Consider the following 19,506-nt stretch of genomic DNA (forward strand, 5'->3'; position numbering starts at 1 on the left):
ATATTCACTTGTCAATGAGCAGCAGAATGAACTGGAAATTGACATCCACTTTGGATTTAAACTTATTATACGAGGAGTGGTAATGGTGCCGCTTGAAATATTCGGATTTCGTGCACTGTGGAGCCCTTATTTTTTTATCACGATCTTACTGTTTGTTTTTCTTTATTTTCTGCTTGCGTCCTTATGCAAAAGGTCTTATTTGAACGCAATGCCGCCGAGTCCGGTGCAGTCTGTTTCTTTTTGTACAGCGATGGTATTGCTTTACATCGTCAAAGGCTCTCCTGTCGATCTTATCGGGCATATCCTGTTTTCCGTCCATATGCTGCAAATGTCTATCCTTTTTTTCATTGTCGCACCGCTGTTTTTGCGTGGGATGCCGGTGTGGATATTGGAAAAGGGGATGCAGCTTCCGGTTGTCGCGCCCGTTGTCCGGTTCTTTACAAATCCGGTGCTTGCCGTTATCACCTTTAATATCATTTTTTCCCTGTACCACATTCCGGCCGTTTTCGATCAGGTCAAGGTCACTCCTTTTCTCCACAGCATCTACACCATTGTGCTGTTTCTTTTAGCCATAGCGATGTGGTGGCCGATTTTGTCGCCATTGCCCGGGCAATATGCGCTGAGTGGCCTGAAAAAAATCGCTTATTTATTTGCAAGCGCCATGCTTTTAACCCCTGCATGCGCCTTAATCATGTTCGCCAATCATCCGGTTTACAGGAGCTTTTCCGACGGAACGATGTGGCTTTCGTCCATGCATTTATGTGTGCCTGCTGACATGCTCTCCGGAGTGGCGCGTTACGGCTCCCCGGCGCTTTTCTCACCGCTTCCTGTACTGCAGGACCAGCAGCTTGGCGGTGTGGTGATGAAAATCATGCAGGAAATCGTCTACGGCATCATGCTTGCCCGCATTTTTTTCCAATGGGCAAGGACAGAACAGGAAGATGGCAGCACGGAAAAGAATCCGGTTGCCGGAGAACAGCGGAGGCTAATGGAACAGCATTAAAAAAAGGCCGCTCTCTATGGCCCACCGTTTTAAGGGGCCACAGGAGCGGCACATTTTATTCAGCAAATACAACCAAGTCTTCTTTAAGCGCTTCCAAATTTTTTCTGCAATACTTGACGAGATCATGCGGAAAATACTCGTCATCGCCGTATTCCACACCATGCGGATAATAATATTTTCCTAAAATAGGCGCCTTTAACTGAATCACGGCATCAAACGAATCCACATCCCCCTCGGTTGCAACTCCCTGCACGCGAAGATAATAGGTGCCTTCCTGAATCGTAAATTTTCTATCATATGTGACGCGTTCATAATCCCATTGCCCGGCACGTACCATCTTGTGCCGCTCCATTACATCATCCAGCCGCGTCAGATCCACTTTCATATTTTCCAAACCCGTGTCATCAAACCGCAAAAATACCCCTCCCGTCCGCGCAATTAAAATCTTTCAATTTTATCTTATCTGAATACAAACATTTATGCAATGCAAATGTTCATACCCGCAAAAAAACCGGCCGCATCGGCTGCCCTTCGAGGAGGTGATTGAAAAAATTGGTGCTTTTCTGCTTAAAACTGTAAAATATATAATAAAATGAATTAAAGGAGAAAAAATTTACGGAACATCAAGAGAGGTGAAGTCACCTGCGTACCTTTTTAAAAACAGCCGCGATCCTTGTGATCATATTTCTGATCGGACTTTATGTCCAGCTTCGTCCTGAAAACGGCGTACTGCAAAACCATTCCTCTAACAAGAAAATGGATAACAGTTCTGACATTCATGACCACAGCAAGGATCAAACGTACAGCCGTCCGGATCATGGCATGTCGGTATATATCGGGAAACCTGTGAAAACGTTGACCACACATTTCGGAAAACCACAAAGGGTGGATCCGTCTCCATATGGTTATGATTGGTGGATTTATAAGAAAAAATCGACCGGTTATTTTCAGGCCGGCGTGAAAAATGGCAAGGTTACGACCATTTACGCTGTCGGAACCCGTTTAGACGTAGCCCCGTTTGAGATTGGAGAAAATGTAGAAAAAATTTACAGTTCCATTTTAATGGATACGGATATGACGGTGCAAACAAATGAAGGCACATACCGCTTTGAATTGTCGGAAGAAGATTTGAATATCCGCCCGCTTGTCCGTCTTGGGGATATCTATGCCCAGCTGGCGCTTGATAAGTTCAGCGGCAAATTGCTGTTTATCCGTTTTATGGATAAAAACACACTGACGATGCTGCATCCATATGAAATGGTGTACCACGGAGAACTGCCCGAATCCGTTCCGGAGGATGATCCGAAATGGGTTGACGTAGAAAAGGCGAACGCCAGGCAAATTTTTGACCTTACAAACATTGTCAGGGCACGATTCGGTTTAAAAAAACTGGCCTGGAATACAGCTCTTTCCGAAGTGGCGTACAATCACAGCAAAGACATGGCTGACGACCATTATTTTTCGCATGTCTCCCCCAAATATGGAGACTTAAAAGAAAGATTAAAGAATGGGCATGTTTCTTATGCTGCGGCTGGGGAAAATATTGCCGCCCACTATACGGATGGTCCGGCTGCTGTGGAGGGATGGCTTAATTCAGAAGGCCACCGGAAAACATTGCTGGAGAAAGATTTCACCCATCTTGGCGTCGGGGTGTACCAGAAATACTATACCCAGGATTTCATGAAGGCACCATAGCCGGATACCGTTCCAGCCTAAGCTGGAGAGGGGTCCGGCTGATGTATGCATATAAGGCAGGCGGGCTGCCCGGGGCTTTTGAAAGGGTATTTCCGGCTTCTCATTTCAAAATGAAAAAAGAACCCGTGCAATGGGCGATCTTTGTCCCGTCATCCCGAAAGGCAGTTCCTTCCAGCACCATCGTTTGCGTGCCGCGGTGGATTACCTTTGCCTTCGCTTTTAAGCGGCTTCCCGTCCCCGGGGCAATATAATGAATGGTGAGATTGGATGTAACAGCCTGCTGACCCGCCGGCAACAGGCGATTTGCCATCACGCCCATTGCTGTATCAAGCAGGGTTGCCGTTACACCGCCGTGAACGATGGAAAAGTTATTGTAGAGTAACGGCGTAACTGGAATGGTCACCTCGCATTCTTCCCCATCGAAGTCCGCTTCCATCAAAAAGAGATCCTTGAAATATGTACGTTCGTTCCCGGCTTGTTTATTGGAAAGTCCATTTAACATTTGCTGCAATACGATTAAGTCTTCTTCCGTTGCCGCTTGGACCACTTTTTCAAAAGTATGGTGTATTTCTTCTTTCATCTCCTGATACCTCTTTTAACGCGTTTTTTTAAAAGCATACCCATATCGTATCAAAATTCACGGGAAATGAAAACCTTCACACCTGCTTACTGCCGGCATATGCTGGATATGAGGAAGGTATGTGAACGTAACAGAAAGCCAACGTTCGAAAAAAATGTTTTCTCGCGGGGTGAGCGGAAATGGGAACGAAAAAATTGCATCCTTCCGTAGAAAAGTTTAAAGCTTTTACAAAAACCCATCCTTTGATTTTAAAAGAAGTCCGGGGCGGAAAAAAGTCTTTACAGGATTTCTTTGAAGAATGGTATATACTGGGCGAAGACGACCCGGTCTGGGAAAAATACGCGGCAGAAGGCAGTGAAACGAAGGAAAAAACGGGCGGGAGAAGCAGCTGGCTGAACCAGCTCGGCGCGATGCTCGAGAACCTGGACCCAGCACAGGTCCAAGGCCACCTGCAGCATTTGACGGAAGCGATTACCGCCGTCCAAAATGTGATCACGCAGTTTACAGGGGGGCAGACGCCACAATCCCAGGCTCCCCAGCCGAAGGGCCCGTTTTCATTCAGAAAAGACTAGAGAGGGGCTGCACATATGCGGAACGAAGTAATGGAAGTCATCCGGCAGTCGAACGAATGGAAAACTTTTTTAAGGGAGCAGCCGGCGTGGTACCGGAAATTGTCAAGGCATCCCGAGGAACTGGAGCAATTTCAAATTGCCGCGCTCCATTATTACCAGAAAACGATCCCGCAGCGGGTTGAAAAGTTTGCAAACGGGTTGCAAATGGCACAAATGATGATGCATATGGTGCAGTCCATCTATGAACAAGGATGATTTCCGAAAAAATTTGCCTTTTTTGAGTAAATCAGCGCTTTCTTGCGGAAAATAACCGCAAGGAGTGATCGAAATGAAGATGGCTGCAGGATTCCTTGCTGTATGTTTGCTGTTTGCCGGCTGCAGCGGGCATATGCCGCGTAAAGAGCAGCGGGAAGCGGATGCTGCTTCCGCGGCAGAAAACCAGGCATCAGTCCGGTATTTTGTAAAAGATCGGGATTTGTTCGTGGAATGTATGATTCCAAGCGTCACCTTTTCAGGCAGCCGGCATGCCAAACCGGCAAAAATCAAAGTCTATGTGGATGGTGTATGGAAAGGCGAGTACAATACGGCTGCATTTGTTGTAAAAGGGCTTGATAAAGGGGTACATACAGTGCAGCTGGAAGTAGTGGACAAAAACACAGGCGCCCGCCTAGGCATTCACAGGCAGTTTTATATTTCTGTCAGCTGATCGGGCAAATTCGCAAAGCTTGCGGAAACATGGTAAAATCATCATGTGGAGGTGAGCTTTTTGCTTGCAACATTGGAAAGCGCGGAAATTTTGTCTGAAGCTGAAGCACTGGCGAAAATGGTCATTGCCTCGGATATTGCCGAAAATTACCGGGACTGCTATAACAGGATGTATCATGATCCAGCCACACAGCAGAAAATCCGGAAATTTGCACGCCTGAAAGAACAGTTTGAGGAAGTCCAGCGCTTTGGCAGGTATCACCCTGATTATAAACGCATCAACAAAGAAACAAGGGAAGCCAAGAGGGAAATGGATCTGGATGAGAACGTCGCAAGATTCAGGCGGGCGGAAAATGCCCTCCAGGATCTGCTCGACCAAATCAGCCTGATGATTGGCAAATCTGTTTCTGAACATATAAAAGTGCCGACCGGAAATCCGTTTTTTGATGCCTCTTGTTCCGGCGGCTGCGGAACCGGCGGCAGCTGCAGCTGTTCCGCATAAATCGTGATAAGGCCGCAATCCGCGGCCTTTCCTTATTGTTCCGTGAAAAAAGGTATGGTACACTCATTAAAAAAAGCACGAAGGGGAAACGCTATGTTATCAGATCGGCAGGGCCTCATCATTTGGCTGTATCAGATGAAGCATACGAAACATTTACGAAGATTTGGCAATGTCCATTATGCGTCAAAAAGGATGAAGTATGCCGTCCTTTATTGTGACCGCAAAGAGATAGAGCAGGTAAAAGCGAAAATTGAAAATCTTCCGTTTGTAAGGAAAGTGGATTATTCCATGAAGCCGTTTTTAAAAACGGAATATGAAAACGCAAAACCGGACAAAGCAAAAGAATACGATTATAAAATAGGGCTATAAAGGCGCCGGGTTTGCATGCTAGCATTCCCTGCGTGTGCATCACCGCAAATCCGCCGTGCCCAAAAAAGCGTTGCTGCCCGGAAGCTCCGTCCCGCGCATTTTAAATCAAGCACATCCAGCTGCACTCTGGCCGAAATATTTATTGCAGCGGCGGAATCAGCCGGTTCATTCTTAATATGCCGATTAAATATTGATAAAAAAGGTTTTTGTCGGAAAAAGACGAAGATGGCCGGACTTCGAGTTCCACAATGTCCGCTCCTAAAGCAGCTGCGGTTTCGGCAAACAGGCTGTACCGTTTGTTTGGCTGCACCCTCGGATCCGGAATCCCTTCAAGGCAAACGTATAACGCCTGAAATTCCCCCGGATCGGTCGGTTTTAAAATGAGCACGGGCGAAGTGACAGCTTGATCCGCAACGATGGTATGAAGGGCAAGCATGCCGTGCAGCCGGTGCCGGTTTGCTTTTGCCAGTTCGATCAGTTCAAATAAATCTGTATATCCGTTTCCTAGTTCAATAAATCTTTGTTGCATCTTCATTCCTCGCTTACAAACAAATTTGCTGCTTCTATTCTACTGCACTTCTTTTTATTCGGAAAGTATTTCTGCAAAATAAACCGGGGGAGATGCCGGCCGGCTTTTTGAAACGACGTGCCCGGCCAAGAATGCGGAAAATAAAAAACCCTGCAGCCAATACTGCAGGGCCCTTCTATATCCTTATTCCGGACAGAAGGCAAAGGGAGAGGAGAAACCGGAGGAAGAACTTATGGGGAAACGTAAGTCTTCTCCGCGGTTGGCAGCAACATCTTTTGATGCTGCTGGTATCATTATGGCCAACTTTTCCTGAATTATACTTTTGCTTTAAATTTTGGTGAAAAACTTTTCCACCCGGCCGGAAAATATGGTAGGATAAGATGGAAATCTGATGATACGTGGTGACCAGCATGAGAGTCATTTCAGGAAGCCAAAAGGGCACTGTTTTAAAAGCCGTTCCGGGAATGGGAACGAGGCCTACGACAGATAAAGTAAAAGAAGCGATTTTTAATATGATCGGCCCGTATTTTGAAAAAGGCCTGGGCCTCGATTTATATGCAGGGAGCGGCGGGCTCGGGATCGAAGCCTTGAGCAGGGGTATGGAGAAAGTGATTTTCGTTGATAAGGAGATCCAGGCGCTGCAAACCGTCCGGGCCAACCTGGAAAAATGCGAATTTTTAGGCCGGAGTGAAGTATACCGGAATGATGCCGGCCGTGCATTGAAAGTGCTGGCGAAACGGGGGCTTGCCTTTGATACGGTATTTCTCGACCCGCCTTACAAAAAGCAAAAACTAACCGCGATGCTGAAATTTATCTCGGCAAACGGCCTTCTCCGTGAAAACGGTTACGCTGTTTGCGAGCACGACGCCGGACTGACCTTACCGGAAAAAGCGGGCAATCTTTTTACATATAAAACAGCACAGTACGGCATCACCGGCATCACGATTTACACGAAAAAGGGGGATGAAACCCGTGGGGAAGACCGCGATCTGCCCGGGCAGCTTTGATCCGATTACAAACGGGCATTTGGATATTATTAAAAGAGGGGCAAAAGTATTCGACAAAGTCTATGTGGCAGTGCTGAACAATATTTCAAAACAGCCGCTTTTCGATATTGAAGAAAGAAAAGCGCTGATCCGGGAAGTGACAAAAGAGATCCCGAATGTGGAAGTCGATTCCTTCCAGGGGCTTTTAATGGAATATGCAGAATCAAAAAAAGCGGATGTGATTATCCGGGGCTTACGGGCTGTTTCGGATTTTGAATATGAATTGCAGCTGACATCCATGAACCGTGTGCTGAATGACAGAATTGAAACCTTTTTTATCATGACAAACAACCAGTATTCTTTTCTCAGCTCAAGCATTGTGAAAGAAATCGCCAAATACCACGGCAATATTGCGGAACTGGTACCACCGGTTGTGCATGAGGCATTGAAAAAGAAATTTCAGGGGCAATAGAAAAGCGGGCGGAACCGGACATTCCGGAAGAGCTGGACGAACACAGAAGTGTTGATACAATAGAAAAAGCAATGGGAACCGGACATACCGGCCGTACATAAAGTGCCGGAAAATCCCGGGCTGGGCCGGATGTACATTTTAAACCGGCTCCCCAAAACCGGACATGCCGTTTATACACCGCACTAAAAACTTTAAAAACAGGCCCGGTTTATTTATTGAAAAATTTGCGAAGGCATCAGAAAAAGCGGGAATGCTCCCCGCTTTTTTGCGCTTTTTTCAGGCCCGGTCCGCCCGGCAGGCACGATAATAAAGAAAAATGTACAGTACAAGACAGGACAGGGTAAACAACGGCCCGTAGATTTCAAGCCAATCTGTCACACGCGCGTACAAGCTGCGGCCTCCACCTGGCATACCAAAAGCTTCCTGCCACGCGCTTTTTTCAGCAAAAAAGCGTAAGTAGACCGGATTCCAAACGAGCCGGATGATCACAGCCGACAGAAAACCGTGCAGCAGGCGGGCAAGAAAAAACGGCCGGAAACGGATATCCGTCTGGGCAAGAATACTGGCCACCTGTGCCTGGATGCTGAATCCGCCAAACCCGAGGATGAAGCTCGCGGCGATGGCCTGCTGAAGCAGCGAGGATTCCTGCACTTCACTGATCATTTGGATTCCGAGCGTTACTTCGAAAAGGCCGGAAATGAGCGGGATGCTCAGCTTTTCCGAAAAATGCGCAAGGTGAAGCAGCTGGGAGACAAACATGCCGAATACGGACGTGACATGCATATACAGAAGCAATTTATTAAAGACTGAAAACAGGATGATAAATCCGCCGATCATCAGAAGCGTCTGGATGGCGGACATGACAGCGTCCCCGAGCAGCTTCCCGATCGGCTTGCTGTTTTTAATTCTTGTCGCATGCAAAACGAGAAGCGCTTCTTTTAAAAGAAAAGTATGTTTCTTTTTCGGCCCTCTTGTATCCTCGCCGGTTCCGTAAAAACGCATCACCAGGCCGACAATAATATTGCCCGCATAATGCGCCGCGGCAAACAGAAGGCCGAGAGAAGGATTATGGAAAAAGCCGACAGCGACCGCCCCGAAAATAAAAAGGGGGCTGGAAGAACTGGTGAACGCTACAAGCCGTTCTGCTTCAACCCGGTCAATCTGTTTTTCCTGACGGAGACGGGCGGTCAACTTCGCCCCTGAAGGATTGCCGGAAGCAAGCCCCATGGCCCAAGTAAACCCGCCAACACCGGGAACACGGAATAATGGCCGCATCAACGGCTCCAAGAGAACACCGACGAAGCGGACCACTCCGAAGCCGATCAGCAGTTCAGAAATGACAAAAAAAGGAAAAAGTGAGGGGAAAACGACTTCCCACCACATATTTAAACCTTGAATGGAGGCTTTAAAAGATTCATCCGGCAATACAATCATGGAAATCGCCATTATCGAAACGCTGAAGGCCAAAATGGCGCTTTTGAGTTTAGACTGGTACAATCTGTGTTCCTCCCCTGTCTTTCAATCCGCAGCACTTGCTCGCTTGTCCCTATAAATCAAATATACTCATAGGTCTGTAAATTAGACCATAAACTGTACGAAAGAAGGACACGAGGAGGGGGACAATGGCGGGTCGCCCAAAAATCGGATTGGCGCTCGGATCGGGAGGCGCCAGAGGCTTTGCGCATATCGGCGTATTGAAAGTTTTTGAAGAGGAAGGCATTCCGGTGGATATGATTTCCGGCAGCAGCATTGGGGCGCTGGTTGCGGCGCTGTACGGGGCGGGGCGGACTGTCCGCGAGATGGAGCTGCTTTCCGGTGCATTTAAACGCAAATATTATTTGGACTTTAAAATTGGCAAGATGGGCCTGATTTCGGGGAAAAGAATTGAAGATCTGATCCGTTTGCTCGTTCATGGGAAAAAACTTGAAGAATTGAACCCACCTGTTGCCGTTGTCGCCGCAAATCTTTCAAACGGCGAAAAAACGGTGTTCAAAAAAGGGCCGGTTCAAGAAGCGGTGCGCGCCAGCATTTCCATCCCTGGCATTTTTGTCCCGAAAAAAATTGGCGGCCATCTTTTTGTGGACGGCGGTGTGGTGGACCGCGTCCCGGTGTCCGTTGTAAAGGAAATGGGGGCGGAGCTTTTGATCGGGGTGGATGTTTCCGTCATGAAAAAAGAAGCGGAAATCCGCCATATTTATGATGTGATTATGCAAAGCATCGATATCATGCAGATGGAACTGGCCGAAAGCCGGAAAACGGAAGCCCATGTTTTGATCCGCCCCGATGTCTCGATGTACAGTTCAATGGCTTTTACAAATGCCGGACAAATCATTAAGATAGGGGAAGAAGCAGCAAAACAATCCGTAACTGAAATACAGCAATTGCTGGAAAAATGGAAGGAGCCCGACAAATGAAACACCGAAACATCCGGCGGCGCATATTGATTGTGGCAGTGCTGATTCTTGCCCTCCTGTCCTTTGTGCCGCTGCCTTATTATATTGAAATGCCGGGGAGTGCCATGCAGCTTGCCCCGCTGATCAAAGTAAAGGGCGGCTATCCTGAAAAAGGCCAATTGATGCTGACGACTGTCCGTATGGGCCGCGCGAATCCGTATACGTATCTTTGGGCAAAAATGAGAAAACACGAGGATGTCGTACCGGTTCGTGAAATTATGGATAAAAATATGACGGACGAGGAATACAATGTCTATCAGCTTTATTTAATGGAATCAGCAAAACATAATGCCATCCAGGCTGCTTTTAAGAAGGCAAAAAGGCCGTTCAGCTCCTATTACGAAGGGATTTATGTCCTGAATGTATATGACGGGATGCCGGCCGCAAAAGTGCTCAAAGCCGGGGACAGAATTACAAAAGTGGACGGCCATGCATTCAAGTCTTCCAAACAGTTTATGAACTATGTCGCAAAGAAAAAAGCCGGGGACAAAGTGAAATTGGACTATATGCGTCATAAAAAGGCGAAGATGGCAACCGTTGCACTTGCAAAATTCAAGGAAAACCATCATAAAACGGGAATCGGGATCAGCCTTGTCGATGACCGGACCGTCAAATCCGACCCGGCTGTGAAAATGGATACCGAAAAAATCGGTGGCCCTTCCGCCGGGCTGATGTTCACATTGGAAATCTACAACCAGCTGACCAAACAGGACATCACAAAAGGCTATAAAATTGCCGGAACCGGAACCATTTCGCCAAACGGGGAGGTCGGCCGCATCGGCGGGATTGATAAAAAAGTGATTGCAGCGGACAAAGCAGGGGCGGACATTTTCTTTGCTCCAGATGATACGATTACACCTGAAATGAAAAAAGCCGAGCCTGGCATCAAGCCGAATTACGAAGAGGCAAAAGCGGCGGCGAAAGAAATCGGGACGAACATGAAAATTGTACCGGTCAAAACACTGGATGATGCACTCGCCTATTTAAACGGCCTGAAACAAAAATAACCGGAAAGCCGCTTGTTTTAGCGGCTTTTCCCTGTAAATAAGGGGGAAGGCTGTCACGCATCCCGGGCTTTTGCCTGCAAGTCTGAAATGTAATGTGGGTTCCGGTTTTCCGCCTGTAAAAAGCTGAAAATCATGCGTTTCATCGGTTTTTCGCTTGCAAAAAGGTGTTAGCCTGCATGCCTGCAGTTTTTTCGCTTGCAAAAAGGAGAACAGCCTAAGTATGCGGCTTTCTCGTCTGCAAAAAGCCGTTCTCATAAAATCATGCGTTTCATCCGGTTCTTCCCAGCCGCATGCCCGAAGCTTTTCCGCCTGTAAAAAGACAGCCTACGGATTCACGCGCCATCCGTTTTTTCGTCTGCAAAAAAAGGCGGCTTGCTGAATTCCCGGATCATTAAGTGTTCCCGTTCGTTTGCCGGAAGCGGGAGGGCATATATCCGCGCGGCTCTTATGTCCGGTGCAAGCAACGGGGCAGTTTGCAGCGAAAATTTTGAAATAAAAGGAACCGGTACCGTTTTTTTCACGCTGTTCAAATAGCGCCTTCCCGTTTCGTTCATGGCGAGCAGCCGGATATACGACGGTTTTGCCGCATGTTTTTTGATTTCTGCTTTTTTGGCATTGGTTAACAAATGGGTGCAAATTCGCTGCAGTCTTGTCCACGTGTATCGTTTTGTTTTCACTTTTTCCATGAAGTCGGGAAAACTGTTGGCAGATGCCGCGGCTTTTTTTAAACGGTATTCAATGCCTTCTTCCACTTCATAAATGGCGCGTAATTCTTCTTCAGATGAGGAAAGCAGCCGGTAGTGCAAAAAAGGCCAGTAAAGCGCCCAATGCAGGAAGTGCCCGTTGTTGTTGCGGTGCCGGCTCAGTACATGAAATGCTGGTTCCGGCAGCACCGGGCGGGCAGCGTGCAGATCTTCGGTTTGCAAGATGGTTTTTCTGATGGCGCTTGCACTTGCAATTTCACCGGTTATCGCGACGTCATGGTGCCCAGCCGCTTTTCTCTGGACGGTAAAAGCCTCCATCGCCGGGTTTTGCCTTGCTGCCGCGAGCATATAATGGAAGCCGAGAATATTATTGGGTGAGCTTAAATCGAGCGTACTGTCGCCTGGTGCGAGCTTCTGAAAGCTGTTTGATAGCGCTGCCGGATAGCTGATCCCTTTTTTGACCTCGCGCTTGACGGATGCGTTAAATGCCGCTTCGTTTTCAAGCAGGACGGCAGCCGCCTGGCGGAATGCTTCGATGTCGCCGGATTCGCTGCCGAAGCAGAAGCTTTTGCACTGCAAAGCGTCCAAAATGGCAATCCCGCCTGCCGCAAATTTTTCGGCGGGCTGGACGGCAAATGCATACGGCAGTTCGACAACGAGATCCGCGCCCGATAATACGGCCATCTCCGCCCGCGTCCATTTTGAAACAAGCGCCGGCTCGCCCCGCTGCATAAAATAGCCGCTCATTACGGCAATGATACACTCTGCGCCTGTCATCCGCCGCGTCTCGCGAAGATGGTGCAAATGGCCATTATGAAAAGGATTGTACTCCACAATGATGCCGGTACTTTTCAATTGTGATTCCCCTTTCCGGAAGATTTGGATGTTTAAAAGCACCCGTTTGGGATAAGTTATTTTTAACATAACCGGCAAAAAAAGCAATCCTGCCTGCTGCAAAATTTTTTTGAAAAAACGGGGAGTCTTGAAGATGAAAGCGTAAAAAGGACGCGTCTTAAACAAGCCCGGGCCGGTTTCTGGTTTGAAGAAAAATTTTCGTTTTGGACATCATGGTTGTAAAGCAAAAAATATTGACAAAAGGTATGAGGGAAGCTATAATTACCTTTGTTGTCTTGGGGTGATGAAAGTGAAATGGTCTGCCATTCAATTGCAAAAATTTCGGGACAAGCGCTTTGAGATAGATGAATCGGTTGATATTACAAAAGATTTAATGGAAACTGATTCCGAGATCCGCGGGGCTTCGCCTTTCCACGTAACGGGAACGGGGAGTGCTCAGCAGGGCAGGGTGACGTTTGATCTTCACATTGAAGGAACGCTTGTGCTGCCTTGTGCCCGGACGCTTGTTGATGTACATTACCCGGTAGACTTGAAATCGACAGAAACGTTTCTTCTCGAGCCTTCCGATTATGAAGGCACTGAAGATGAAGAAGTGCATGTTGCCGAAAATGAGGTCATTGATTTGATCCCGGTTATGAAAGAATTGATTTTGCTCGATATTCCCATGCAGGTTTTCAGTGAGGAAGCCAAAAAAGGCGAACTGCCGCATACGGACAACTGGCAGGTGCTGACGGAGGACGAGTATCTGGAAATGGAGCAGAAGGCGGAAAAAGCGGTAGACCCGCGTATGGCCGACCTTGCGAAATTTTTTGACCAGGATTCTGAATAACCGCCATCTTCGGCTAAATGATATGCTGATCTCTTATAAGGAGGTGGGAAGAATGGCTGTACCTTTTAGAAGAACTTCTAAAACGGCAAAAAGAAAACGCCGCACACATTTTAAATTGCAAGTTCCCGGCATGATTGAATGCCCGCGATGCGGTGAAATGAAAATGGCACACCGCGTATGCCCATCTTGCGGTTATTACAAAAACAAAGTTGTGGTAAATAAATAATAAAAGAGCACGGCGCAAACCCGTGCTTTTTTATTTGCCTTCAAAACGCCATCCCTTTCCGCCAAAAGCTTCTCCCCGTTCCTCCTTTTTTTCTCGAAATTTCGTCTATCTTTTCTATCAACGGCATATGAATAGTATTAAAAAGGATGGGGGGAAAGATATGCCGGCAGTCAGACAGGATGCCTGGACACAGGAAGAAGATTTGCTGCTATCGGACATTGTGTTGCGCCATATCCGCGAAGGCAGCACGCAGCTCCGGGCGTTTGAAGAGGCAGGGAAGCGGATGAACCGGACCGCAGCGGCATGCGGGTTCAGGTGGAATTCTTATGTGAGAAAGCAGTACGCCTCAGAAATTGAAGCCGCAAAAAAAGAAAGAAAGGAAAGAAAGCAGCTCGTCCGAGACTCCGGGAGAGCACCGGCTGAAGAAGGGCAGCAGACAGAAGTGACGCTGTTTGATGCCATCCGTATCCTTCAGCAGCTTGCGGAAAAAAGCAGGCACGAGAGTGGGCAGTTGTCCGCATCCCGGCGCGGTACAGAGGAATGGAAAAGCAAATATGAGGCGCTGCTTCAAAAGTATCTTGAAGAAAAGGAAAAGCATGAGCAGCTGCAAAAAGAATACAGTGCGCTCCTTTCCATTATGGAAAAAGCACGGCAGTTGTCTGAACAAGATTAAAGCGGCGGCACATCCCCTGGACCTTAAAAGGCAGGGGACATTTTTTGTTCGTAAAAGGCAAAAAAAGAACCGGAATCCGGTTCTTTAAGAAGAGGCCGTTTTTTTGTCCTGTTTTGCGTCTTTCAGCTTCACGCCGTGCGGCAACCAGACAAACGGGTTTTCGCTCAAATCGCGCTCGACATTATAAGGAACAGGTTTGAACCCCATTTTTTCCCAAAATCCCCGCGACTTCAGGCGGGCGTTTGTTTTAATCGGCAGCCCGAAGCTTTTGGCAAAATCAACAAGCGCCCGGCCGTAATTCTTATATTGATAGTTCGGGAGCACTTCCAGCTTCCAAAGTTCCAAAAATGTTTGCGGGGGGTCAAAATAGAGATCGTATTTTGCATCCCGTTCGTAAAGGCTCATGCGCGCAACGAGTTTATCGGCAAAATAAATGCCGTAAAATGGCGAGTCGGCGTTGTCTTCAATAATATTGTCCTGCAAATCTTCAAGCATGGACAGTTCCTGCTGCCCGTACTCTTTAAACTGCTTGAATTCTTCGAGCGTTTTGTAGTTCACTTTCAGCCTTTCCACTTGATAAGCCATATCAATTCCCCCATCCCTCTTTATATGCTGTGTCGCAGCAGCATGGCGGCGATTCTTACATAAAACCGGTTGATATTATCATTATATAACAAACAATTGGAAGAATGAAAGAAATACGTGTAAACGGTCGCACACCATTTGTCTGGAATTTTCTTTTCCATTCCCTTATTGCCTGTTAAAATGGAGCAAAGAAAATGGAAAGGGGCGGGCAAAATGAAAATTGGGGTGATTGGCGCTGGTGCGATCGGTTTATTATACGGGGGTTGGCTTGGTAAGTTGCATGAAGTGACCTTGTTTCCAAATACGAAGGCGCAGACCGTAGAGCTGAATGAAAAAGGGATTACCGTAAAAGACGGCGCATCTTCGTTCAGAACTTTCGTCAAAGCAGATGACACGTTCTCTTCGCTTTCCTCCCAGGATCTAGTCATTGTTGCCGTCAAGCAATATGACCTTCCTGCTGTGACAACCGTTTTAAAAAACGAAGATGGCGGGGTGACGATCTTGTTTTTGCAAAACGGCATGGGCCATCTTGTTCTTCTTGAAGAATTGCCGCAAAAAACGATCCTTGTCGGTACGGTAGAGCACGGCGCATCCCGGCTTGACGGCACAACGGTGAAGCATAATGGGCACGGCAAAACGAATATCGCCGTCTACCGCGGGAAATGGGATGAAAGCGTGCATTTGCATACGGATGCTTTCCCGTTCACGGTGCAGCCGGATTATGAGCTGATGCTTTTGCGCAAATGTTTTGCCAATGCCGTCATCAATCCGCTCACAGCCGTTTTAAAGGCAAAGAACGGGGAACTGATCAAAAACCCGCATTATGCCCGTGTGTTCCGCGCCGTATTTGAAGAACTGGCGGCGCTTTTCCCGAAACTTTCGCGGGAAAAGATGTGGGAGGAAGTCACCGGCATTTGCAAAAATACGTGCGGAAATGAATCGTCCATGCTAAAAGATGTAAAAAAAGGAGCGCGGACCGAGATTGACGCGATTCTCGGTTACATGCTGGAAACGGCTGCCCGTCAAAACAGCCAGGTTCCGCTTGCGTCCGCCCTTTATGAAATGGTGAAAGGGATGGAGGATAAGGGGTGAGGCACGTTCCGTGTGTTGCCGCCGTGCCCGCAGCGGCCGGAAACATGGCTTCTGTTTTTGAAAACGGGCAGCCTTGAAACGAGCAGGCAGGCTTTTTTTCTTTTTTTCACAAAAATGCTATACTCAATGAGAAAATCAATGAAAACGAGAAAGGAAGAATCATTTGATGGAACTGGAAAACTTTTCAATTCCAGCAACGAATCGGTTCGCTTCCCTCTATCTTGCGCAAAAATCTCCTGTAAAGGATTTTTTTCATTATGATATAACGGATGCTTCTGTTTTCCATAAAAGAGTGGAAGATTTAAAAAAACGGGCTTTTAACCGGGAAGGGCTGGCAGATTGTATCGGGCACTATATGGAAAAATTTGGAATCTCCCCGGAGACGGCCCATTCCTTGGAAAAATTAAGGCAGCCGAACGCTGCTGTTGTGATCGGTGGCCAGCAGGCAGGGCTATTAACAGGGCCGCTTTATACGATCCATAAACTGATTTCGATTATCCGGCTTGCCAGTGAGCAGGAAGAAGCCCTGCAAATTCCGGTTGTACCTGTTTTCTGGATCGCGGGCGAGGACCATGACTATTTGGAAGTGAACCATATTTATGCCGAACAGGAAAGGCGTTTAAAAAAATTTAGTTATGCTGAAGGGCCGCTTGAGAAAAAAATGATCTCTGATACCACACCGGATCCTGCCCATTTAAAAAAATGGATACATAAAGTTTTTGAAGCATTTGGCGAAACCGAACATACCAATGCCCTTCTTTCCAAGCTGGAGGCGTTTGCAGACAGGGCACAAAGCCTTTCTGACCTGTTTGCCTGCATGATTCACGATCTTTTCAAGGCATACGGGGTGCTGCTCATCGATTCGGCTGATGCACACTTGCGGAAGATCGAGGCGCCGTTTTTTGAACGGATGATCCAGGATTATGACAAGATTACGGAAGCGGTCCTCTGGCAGCAGCAGGAAATCGCGCAGTTTGAGTTTCCAAAAGCGATTGATATTTCCAGGCGGGCGCTGAATCTTTTTTATTATGACGGCAAGGAACGGATTTTGCTGGAGTACAGTCCGGAGCAAGGCGGATTTACCGGAAAAGGCGGCAGCCCCTTTTTTACAGAGGAAGCGTTGTGCGCGCTTTGTGCGAAAAGCCCTGAACGGCTGAGCAATAATGTTGTCACACGGCCGCTTATGCAGGAATGGCTCTTCCCAACCCTTGCGTTTATCGGCGGGCCGGGCGAAATTGCGTACTGGGCCGAGCTGAAGCGGGTGTTTGAAGAAATGGGGATTCTGATGCCGCCTCTTGTGCCGCGGCTCAATATCACGCTGCTTGAGCGAGCGGTCCAAAGGGATATCGAGGAACTGGGACTCGATATCGGGCATGTATTAAAATACGGGACCCGGAAAGAGCGGGAAAAATATTGGAATGACGCAAAAGATGAGCTTATGGACGCGCTCATTGCAGAAACGGAAAACATGCTGAAAATGCAATACGATAAAATTTTTGCTGCAATTGGAAAGGGGTTGGAACCGCTTGCCCGCAAAAATCTCGATTTTCACCTCGGGCAGCTTGCGTTTTTGCAGCGGAAAGTGGATGAAGAGATTGCGGGAAAACATGATGTCGTCCTTGAAAAATACGCGCGGATCGAACGTGCCTTGCGCCCGGACGGCAATCCCCAGGAAAGGGTCTGGAACCTTTTTTATTTCCTTAGCAAATACGGGACAGACTTTATCCACACCCTTGCCGCCCTGCCGTTCACATTTGACGGCACCCATAAACTCGTCAAAATTTAACCGGCTGACAGCGGCCGGCTTTTTTTATGCAAAAAAACAGGGGTTTTGGTTCACGATGCTTTGTTGGAAAATCGCAAACAATCGTGATTGAAATAAACGGCCAGACCGGGTTTGGGTCGACGATACTTTGGTGGGGAAAGCTAAAAAGGGAGGCAATCGAATGACCAAACCGAAACGTTTTGGTCCACGATACATTGTTAGGAAAATGCAATGGGAAAGACGCTTCCCATACGATACCGACGTGGTTTTGGTTCAGCATGCACTTTTTGAAAAAATATTGCGAAGCAAAAAAGCGGGTTGCCAAGTCTCACCATACTGAAATCGGGTTATACGATCCGCAAGTTTTAAATTGATTTTTTCTTGCAAAAAGCAGGAAAACGGAGCTGCGGGGAGAATATAAAAATTAAAGTGGTGAAAGGTGGGGGATTGTGGTAAATTATTAATATGAAGTGGGAAGCGGGGGGCACGCGCCAATGTTCATGGGAGAATACCGGCACAATATCGATGTAAAAGGCCGTTTGATTGTACCGGCCAAATTCCGTGAACAGCTTGGCGATACGTTTGTTATTACCCGCGGGCTTGACCGTTGCATTTTCGGTTACCCTGCGGAGGAGTGGAAACAGCTGGAAGAAAAACTGAAGTCCCTTCCGTTAACGAAAAAAGATGCCCGCGCATTCACACGATTTTTCTTTTCGGGGGCGACCGAATGCGAGTGGGACAAGCAAGGGCGCATTCTTATTCCCGCACCGCTCCTTTCCTATGCGAAACTTGAAAAAGAATGCGTGGTGCTCGGCGTTTCCAATCGAATTGAGATTTGGAGCAAAGATTTATGGGAAGAATATTTTCAGGAATCGGAGGCTTCTTTTGCTGATATTGCGGAAAACCTCATCGATTTTGACCTTTAACATGTTCGATTGGATAGGAGATTCAGTATGTTTCAACACAAGACCGTTTTGCTGAAAGAAACCGTTGACGGGCTACATATTAAACCGGACGGGATTTATGTTGACTGCACGCTCGGTGGCGGGGGCCACAGCGCCTATTTGCTTCAGCAGCTTACCGGCGGGCATTTATACGCTTTTGACCAGGATGAAACGGCGATTCAGCATGCCAAAGAAAAGTTTGCCCATGACCAAAACAGGATCACTTTTATTAAAAGCAATTTCCGGTATTTAAAATCAGAATTGAACGCGCGCGGTGTGCAGGCTGTCGACGGCATCTTGTATGATTTGGGCGTTTCCTCCCCCCAGCTTGATACACCGGAACGGGGATTCAGCTATCAGCATGATGCACCGCTCGATATGCGGATGGACCTCGATACGCCGCTTACCGCTTATGAAGTCGTCAATGAATGGCCGTATGAAAAACTGGTCCGGATCTTTTTCCGGTACGGGGAAGAAAAATTTTCAAAACAAATTGCCCGCAAAATCGAGGCGTCCCGTGCCAAAAAACCGATCGAAACAACCGGTGAACTGGCCGATTTAATTAAAGAAGCGATTCCTGCACCCGCACGAAGAAAAGGCGGGCATCCGGCAAAAAGGGTCTTTCAGGCGATCCGGATTGCCGTGAACGATGAATTATCTGCTTTTGAAATGTCTTTAACGGATGCCATTTCGCTTTTAAAACCAGGCGGGCGGGTCTCTGTCATTACATTTCATTCCCTGGAAGACCGCATTTGTAAAAATATATTGAAAGAATACAGCAGTGCAGGAGATTTGCCGCATGGGCTGCCTGTCATCCCAAAAGAATACGAGCCCGTATTAAAACTCATTACGAGGAAACCCATTGTCCCGAATGATGAGGAAGTGGGCGAGAACAACCGGTCAAGGTCGGCTAAACTGCGCATTGCGGAAAAACGCTAAGAAAATAGAGGAGGGAGTTTT

The 19,506-nt window shown here is 47.5% G+C and carries 25 protein-coding genes; 19 read left to right on the top strand and 6 right to left on the bottom strand.

The genetic code is table 11. The annotated features are described in order from the left end of the window. Positions 1-82: 82 nt before the first annotated feature. Positions 83-1,003 carry a cytochrome c oxidase assembly factor CtaG gene (gene ctaG, locus NFR98_RS05395; protein ID WP_035200286.1) on the top strand — a complete coding sequence of 307 codons (921 nt, stop codon included), beginning with the start codon at positions 83-85 and terminating at the stop codon, positions 1,001-1,003. A 55-nt stretch (positions 1,004-1,058) separates the two neighbouring features. On the opposite strand, the gene NFR98_RS05400 is transcribed toward ctaG, so the two are convergent. Further along, positions 1,059-1,418, bottom strand: a complete 360-nt coding sequence (locus NFR98_RS05400; protein WP_026684619.1) for a YugN family protein — start codon at positions 1,416-1,418, stop codon at positions 1,059-1,061. A 260-nt stretch (positions 1,419-1,678) separates the two neighbouring features. On the opposite strand from NFR98_RS05400, the gene NFR98_RS05405 reads away from it, so the two are divergent. After that, complete coding sequence (locus NFR98_RS05405) at positions 1,679-2,698, top strand: CAP domain-containing protein (protein WP_017552183.1); 1,020 nt, start codon at positions 1,679-1,681, stop codon at positions 2,696-2,698. Between the two features lie 100 nt (positions 2,699-2,798). On the opposite strand, the gene NFR98_RS05410 is transcribed toward NFR98_RS05405, so the two are convergent. Then, entirely contained in the window at positions 2,799-3,278 is a 480-nt protein-coding gene (locus NFR98_RS05410; RefSeq protein ID WP_014095587.1) for a PaaI family thioesterase, read from the bottom strand. 179 nt (positions 3,279-3,457) lie between these two features. Here NFR98_RS05410 and NFR98_RS05415 point away from each other — a divergent pair, with 179 nt between their 5' ends. The 5 genes from NFR98_RS05415 (at position 3,458) to NFR98_RS05435 (ending at position 5,426) form a co-directional block, all read left to right on the top strand. Further along, on the top strand, positions 3,458-3,850 hold the full coding sequence (locus tag NFR98_RS05415; RefSeq protein ID WP_017552184.1) for a YlbD family protein: 393 nt from the start codon (positions 3,458-3,460) through the stop codon (positions 3,848-3,850). Positions 3,851-3,865: 15 nt separating this feature from the next. Continuing rightward, positions 3,866-4,105 (top strand): YlbE-like family protein, encoded by a 240-nt coding sequence (locus tag NFR98_RS05420; protein ID WP_014095585.1) that lies wholly within the window; start codon positions 3,866-3,868, stop codon positions 4,103-4,105. A gap of 73 nt (positions 4,106-4,178) precedes the next feature. Further along, positions 4,179-4,556 carry a hypothetical protein gene (locus NFR98_RS05425; RefSeq protein WP_017552185.1) on the top strand — a complete coding sequence of 126 codons (378 nt, stop codon included), beginning with the start codon at positions 4,179-4,181 and terminating at the stop codon, positions 4,554-4,556. 60 nt (positions 4,557-4,616) lie between these two features. Beyond that, a complete protein-coding gene (locus NFR98_RS05430; protein WP_014095583.1) occupies positions 4,617-5,057 on the top strand; it encodes a YlbF/YmcA family competence regulator in 441 nt (146 codons plus the stop codon). Between the two features lie 93 nt (positions 5,058-5,150). Continuing rightward, positions 5,151-5,426, top strand: a complete 276-nt coding sequence (locus NFR98_RS05435) for a YlbG family protein (RefSeq protein WP_014095582.1) — start codon at positions 5,151-5,153, stop codon at positions 5,424-5,426. Between the two features lie 139 nt (positions 5,427-5,565). Here NFR98_RS05435 and NFR98_RS05440 read toward each other — a convergent pair whose 3' ends face one another. Next, on the bottom strand, positions 5,566-5,955 hold the full coding sequence (locus NFR98_RS05440; protein ID WP_014095581.1) for a DUF7147 family protein: 390 nt from the start codon (positions 5,953-5,955) through the stop codon (positions 5,566-5,568). A 410-nt stretch (positions 5,956-6,365) separates the two neighbouring features. On the opposite strand from NFR98_RS05440, the gene rsmD reads away from it, so the two are divergent. Then, positions 6,366-6,962 carry a 16S rRNA (guanine(966)-N(2))-methyltransferase RsmD gene (rsmD, locus tag NFR98_RS05445; protein WP_017552186.1) on the top strand — a complete coding sequence of 199 codons (597 nt, stop codon included), beginning with the start codon at positions 6,366-6,368 and terminating at the stop codon, positions 6,960-6,962. Beyond that, positions 6,919-7,413: a pantetheine-phosphate adenylyltransferase gene (gene coaD / locus NFR98_RS05450; protein ID WP_205421937.1), complete on the top strand. Its 495-nt coding sequence runs from the start codon at positions 6,919-6,921 to the stop codon at positions 7,411-7,413. Before rsmD ends, coaD begins: the two co-directional genes overlap by 44 nt. A 276-nt stretch (positions 7,414-7,689) precedes the next feature. Here the strand turns inward: coaD and ylbJ are convergent, their stop codons facing one another. Then, the gene (gene ylbJ / locus NFR98_RS05455) at positions 7,690-8,910 is read right to left on the bottom strand and encodes a sporulation integral membrane protein YlbJ (protein ID WP_017552188.1); all 1,221 of its coding nucleotides are present in this window, start codon (positions 8,908-8,910) and stop codon (positions 7,690-7,692) included. Between the two features lie 125 nt (positions 8,911-9,035). On the opposite strand from ylbJ, the gene NFR98_RS05460 reads away from it, so the two are divergent. Together NFR98_RS05460 and NFR98_RS05465 are read left to right on the top strand one after the other, a co-directional pair. Further along, positions 9,036-9,827, top strand: a complete 792-nt coding sequence (locus NFR98_RS05460; RefSeq protein WP_014095577.1) for a patatin-like phospholipase family protein — start codon at positions 9,036-9,038, stop codon at positions 9,825-9,827. Continuing rightward, the gene (locus NFR98_RS05465) at positions 9,824-10,873 is read left to right on the top strand and encodes a SepM family pheromone-processing serine protease (RefSeq protein ID WP_026684618.1); all 1,050 of its coding nucleotides are present in this window, start codon (positions 9,824-9,826) and stop codon (positions 10,871-10,873) included. Before NFR98_RS05460 ends, NFR98_RS05465 begins: the two co-directional genes overlap by 4 nt. A gap of 332 nt (positions 10,874-11,205) precedes the next feature. Here the strand turns inward: NFR98_RS05465 and NFR98_RS05470 are convergent, their stop codons facing one another. After that, positions 11,206-12,432, bottom strand: a complete 1,227-nt coding sequence (locus NFR98_RS05470) for a nucleotidyltransferase (RefSeq protein ID WP_035200283.1) — start codon at positions 12,430-12,432, stop codon at positions 11,206-11,208. Positions 12,433-12,715: 283 nt separating this feature from the next. Here NFR98_RS05470 and NFR98_RS05475 point away from each other — a divergent pair, with 283 nt between their 5' ends. The 3 genes from NFR98_RS05475 to NFR98_RS05485 all read left to right on the top strand — a co-directional run bounded on the left by NFR98_RS05475 (position 12,716) and on the right by NFR98_RS05485 (position 14,160). Beyond that, on the top strand, positions 12,716-13,261 hold the full coding sequence (locus NFR98_RS05475; protein WP_014095574.1) for a YceD family protein: 546 nt from the start codon (positions 12,716-12,718) through the stop codon (positions 13,259-13,261). A gap of 52 nt (positions 13,262-13,313) precedes the next feature. Continuing rightward, positions 13,314-13,487, top strand: a complete 174-nt coding sequence (rpmF, locus tag NFR98_RS05480) for a 50S ribosomal protein L32 (protein WP_014095573.1) — start codon at positions 13,314-13,316, stop codon at positions 13,485-13,487. 160 nt (positions 13,488-13,647) lie between these two features. Continuing rightward, positions 13,648-14,160, top strand: coding sequence for an RsfA family transcriptional regulator (locus tag NFR98_RS05485; RefSeq protein ID WP_026684616.1), 513 nt, complete (start codon positions 13,648-13,650; stop codon positions 14,158-14,160). 84 nt (positions 14,161-14,244) lie between these two features. On the opposite strand, the gene NFR98_RS05490 is transcribed toward NFR98_RS05485, so the two are convergent. Next, complete coding sequence (locus tag NFR98_RS05490; RefSeq protein WP_017553866.1) at positions 14,245-14,745, bottom strand: N-acetyltransferase; 501 nt, start codon at positions 14,743-14,745, stop codon at positions 14,245-14,247. Positions 14,746-14,958: 213 nt separating this feature from the next. Here NFR98_RS05490 and NFR98_RS05495 point away from each other — a divergent pair, with 213 nt between their 5' ends. The 5 genes from NFR98_RS05495 (at position 14,959) to rsmH (ending at position 19,485) form a co-directional block, all read left to right on the top strand. Then, positions 14,959-15,837, top strand: coding sequence for a 2-dehydropantoate 2-reductase (locus tag NFR98_RS05495; RefSeq protein WP_026684615.1), 879 nt, complete (start codon positions 14,959-14,961; stop codon positions 15,835-15,837). Positions 15,838-16,003: 166 nt separating this feature from the next. Further along, complete coding sequence (gene bshC / locus NFR98_RS05500; protein WP_026684697.1) at positions 16,004-17,623, top strand: bacillithiol biosynthesis cysteine-adding enzyme BshC; 1,620 nt, start codon at positions 16,004-16,006, stop codon at positions 17,621-17,623. Positions 17,624-17,783: 160 nt separating this feature from the next. After that, positions 17,784-17,942, top strand: coding sequence for a hypothetical protein (locus NFR98_RS05505; protein ID WP_155245508.1), 159 nt, complete (start codon positions 17,784-17,786; stop codon positions 17,940-17,942). A 154-nt stretch (positions 17,943-18,096) separates the two neighbouring features. Then, complete coding sequence (gene mraZ, locus NFR98_RS05510) at positions 18,097-18,528, top strand: division/cell wall cluster transcriptional repressor MraZ (RefSeq protein ID WP_026684695.1); 432 nt, start codon at positions 18,097-18,099, stop codon at positions 18,526-18,528. Positions 18,529-18,555: 27 nt separating this feature from the next. Next, entirely contained in the window at positions 18,556-19,485 is a 930-nt protein-coding gene (rsmH, locus tag NFR98_RS05515) for a 16S rRNA (cytosine(1402)-N(4))-methyltransferase RsmH (protein ID WP_251459798.1), read from the top strand. Positions 19,486-19,506 lie beyond the last annotated feature (21 nt).

Origin of the sequence: Weizmannia agrestimuris, assembly GCF_943193165.1 — a bacterium.
In the GTDB taxonomy this organism is placed as follows: Bacteria; Bacillota; Bacilli; order Bacillales; family Bacillaceae_C; genus Weizmannia; species Weizmannia faecalis.

Coding starts and splice junctions, on each gene's coding strand:
- NFR98_RS05410 (WP_014095587.1), bottom strand. CDS start 3,278: ATGAAAGAAGAAATACACCATACTTTTGAAAAAGTGGTCCAAGCGGCA.
- NFR98_RS05425 (WP_017552185.1), top strand. CDS start 4,179: ATGAAGATGGCTGCAGGATTCCTTGCTGTATGTTTGCTGTTTGCCGGC.
- NFR98_RS05475 (WP_014095574.1), top strand. CDS start 12,716: ATGAAAGTGAAATGGTCTGCCATTCAATTGCAAAAATTTCGGGACAAG.
- bshC (WP_026684697.1), top strand. CDS start 16,004: ATGGAACTGGAAAACTTTTCAATTCCAGCAACGAATCGGTTCGCTTCC.
- NFR98_RS05485 (WP_026684616.1), top strand. CDS start 13,648: ATGCCGGCAGTCAGACAGGATGCCTGGACACAGGAAGAAGATTTGCTG.
- NFR98_RS05415 (WP_017552184.1), top strand. CDS start 3,458: ATGGGAACGAAAAAATTGCATCCTTCCGTAGAAAAGTTTAAAGCTTTT.
- NFR98_RS05435 (WP_014095582.1), top strand. CDS start 5,151: ATGTTATCAGATCGGCAGGGCCTCATCATTTGGCTGTATCAGATGAAG.
- ctaG (WP_035200286.1), top strand. CDS start 83: ATGGTGCCGCTTGAAATATTCGGATTTCGTGCACTGTGGAGCCCTTAT.
- NFR98_RS05490 (WP_017553866.1), bottom strand. CDS start 14,745: ATGGCTTATCAAGTGGAAAGGCTGAAAGTGAACTACAAAACGCTCGAA.
- rpmF (WP_014095573.1), top strand. CDS start 13,314: ATGGCTGTACCTTTTAGAAGAACTTCTAAAACGGCAAAAAGAAAACGC.
- rsmH (WP_251459798.1), top strand. CDS start 18,556: ATGTTTCAACACAAGACCGTTTTGCTGAAAGAAACCGTTGACGGGCTA.
- coaD (WP_205421937.1), top strand. CDS start 6,919: ATGAAACCCGTGGGGAAGACCGCGATCTGCCCGGGCAGCTTTGATCCG.
- NFR98_RS05465 (WP_026684618.1), top strand. CDS start 9,824: ATGAAACACCGAAACATCCGGCGGCGCATATTGATTGTGGCAGTGCTG.
- NFR98_RS05440 (WP_014095581.1), bottom strand. CDS start 5,955: ATGCAACAAAGATTTATTGAACTAGGAAACGGATATACAGATTTATTT.
- NFR98_RS05505 (WP_155245508.1), top strand. CDS start 17,784: ATGACCAAACCGAAACGTTTTGGTCCACGATACATTGTTAGGAAAATG.
- mraZ (WP_026684695.1), top strand. CDS start 18,097: ATGTTCATGGGAGAATACCGGCACAATATCGATGTAAAAGGCCGTTTG.
- rsmD (WP_017552186.1), top strand. CDS start 6,366: ATGAGAGTCATTTCAGGAAGCCAAAAGGGCACTGTTTTAAAAGCCGTT.
- NFR98_RS05495 (WP_026684615.1), top strand. CDS start 14,959: ATGAAAATTGGGGTGATTGGCGCTGGTGCGATCGGTTTATTATACGGG.
- NFR98_RS05460 (WP_014095577.1), top strand. CDS start 9,036: ATGGCGGGTCGCCCAAAAATCGGATTGGCGCTCGGATCGGGAGGCGCC.
- NFR98_RS05420 (WP_014095585.1), top strand. CDS start 3,866: ATGCGGAACGAAGTAATGGAAGTCATCCGGCAGTCGAACGAATGGAAA.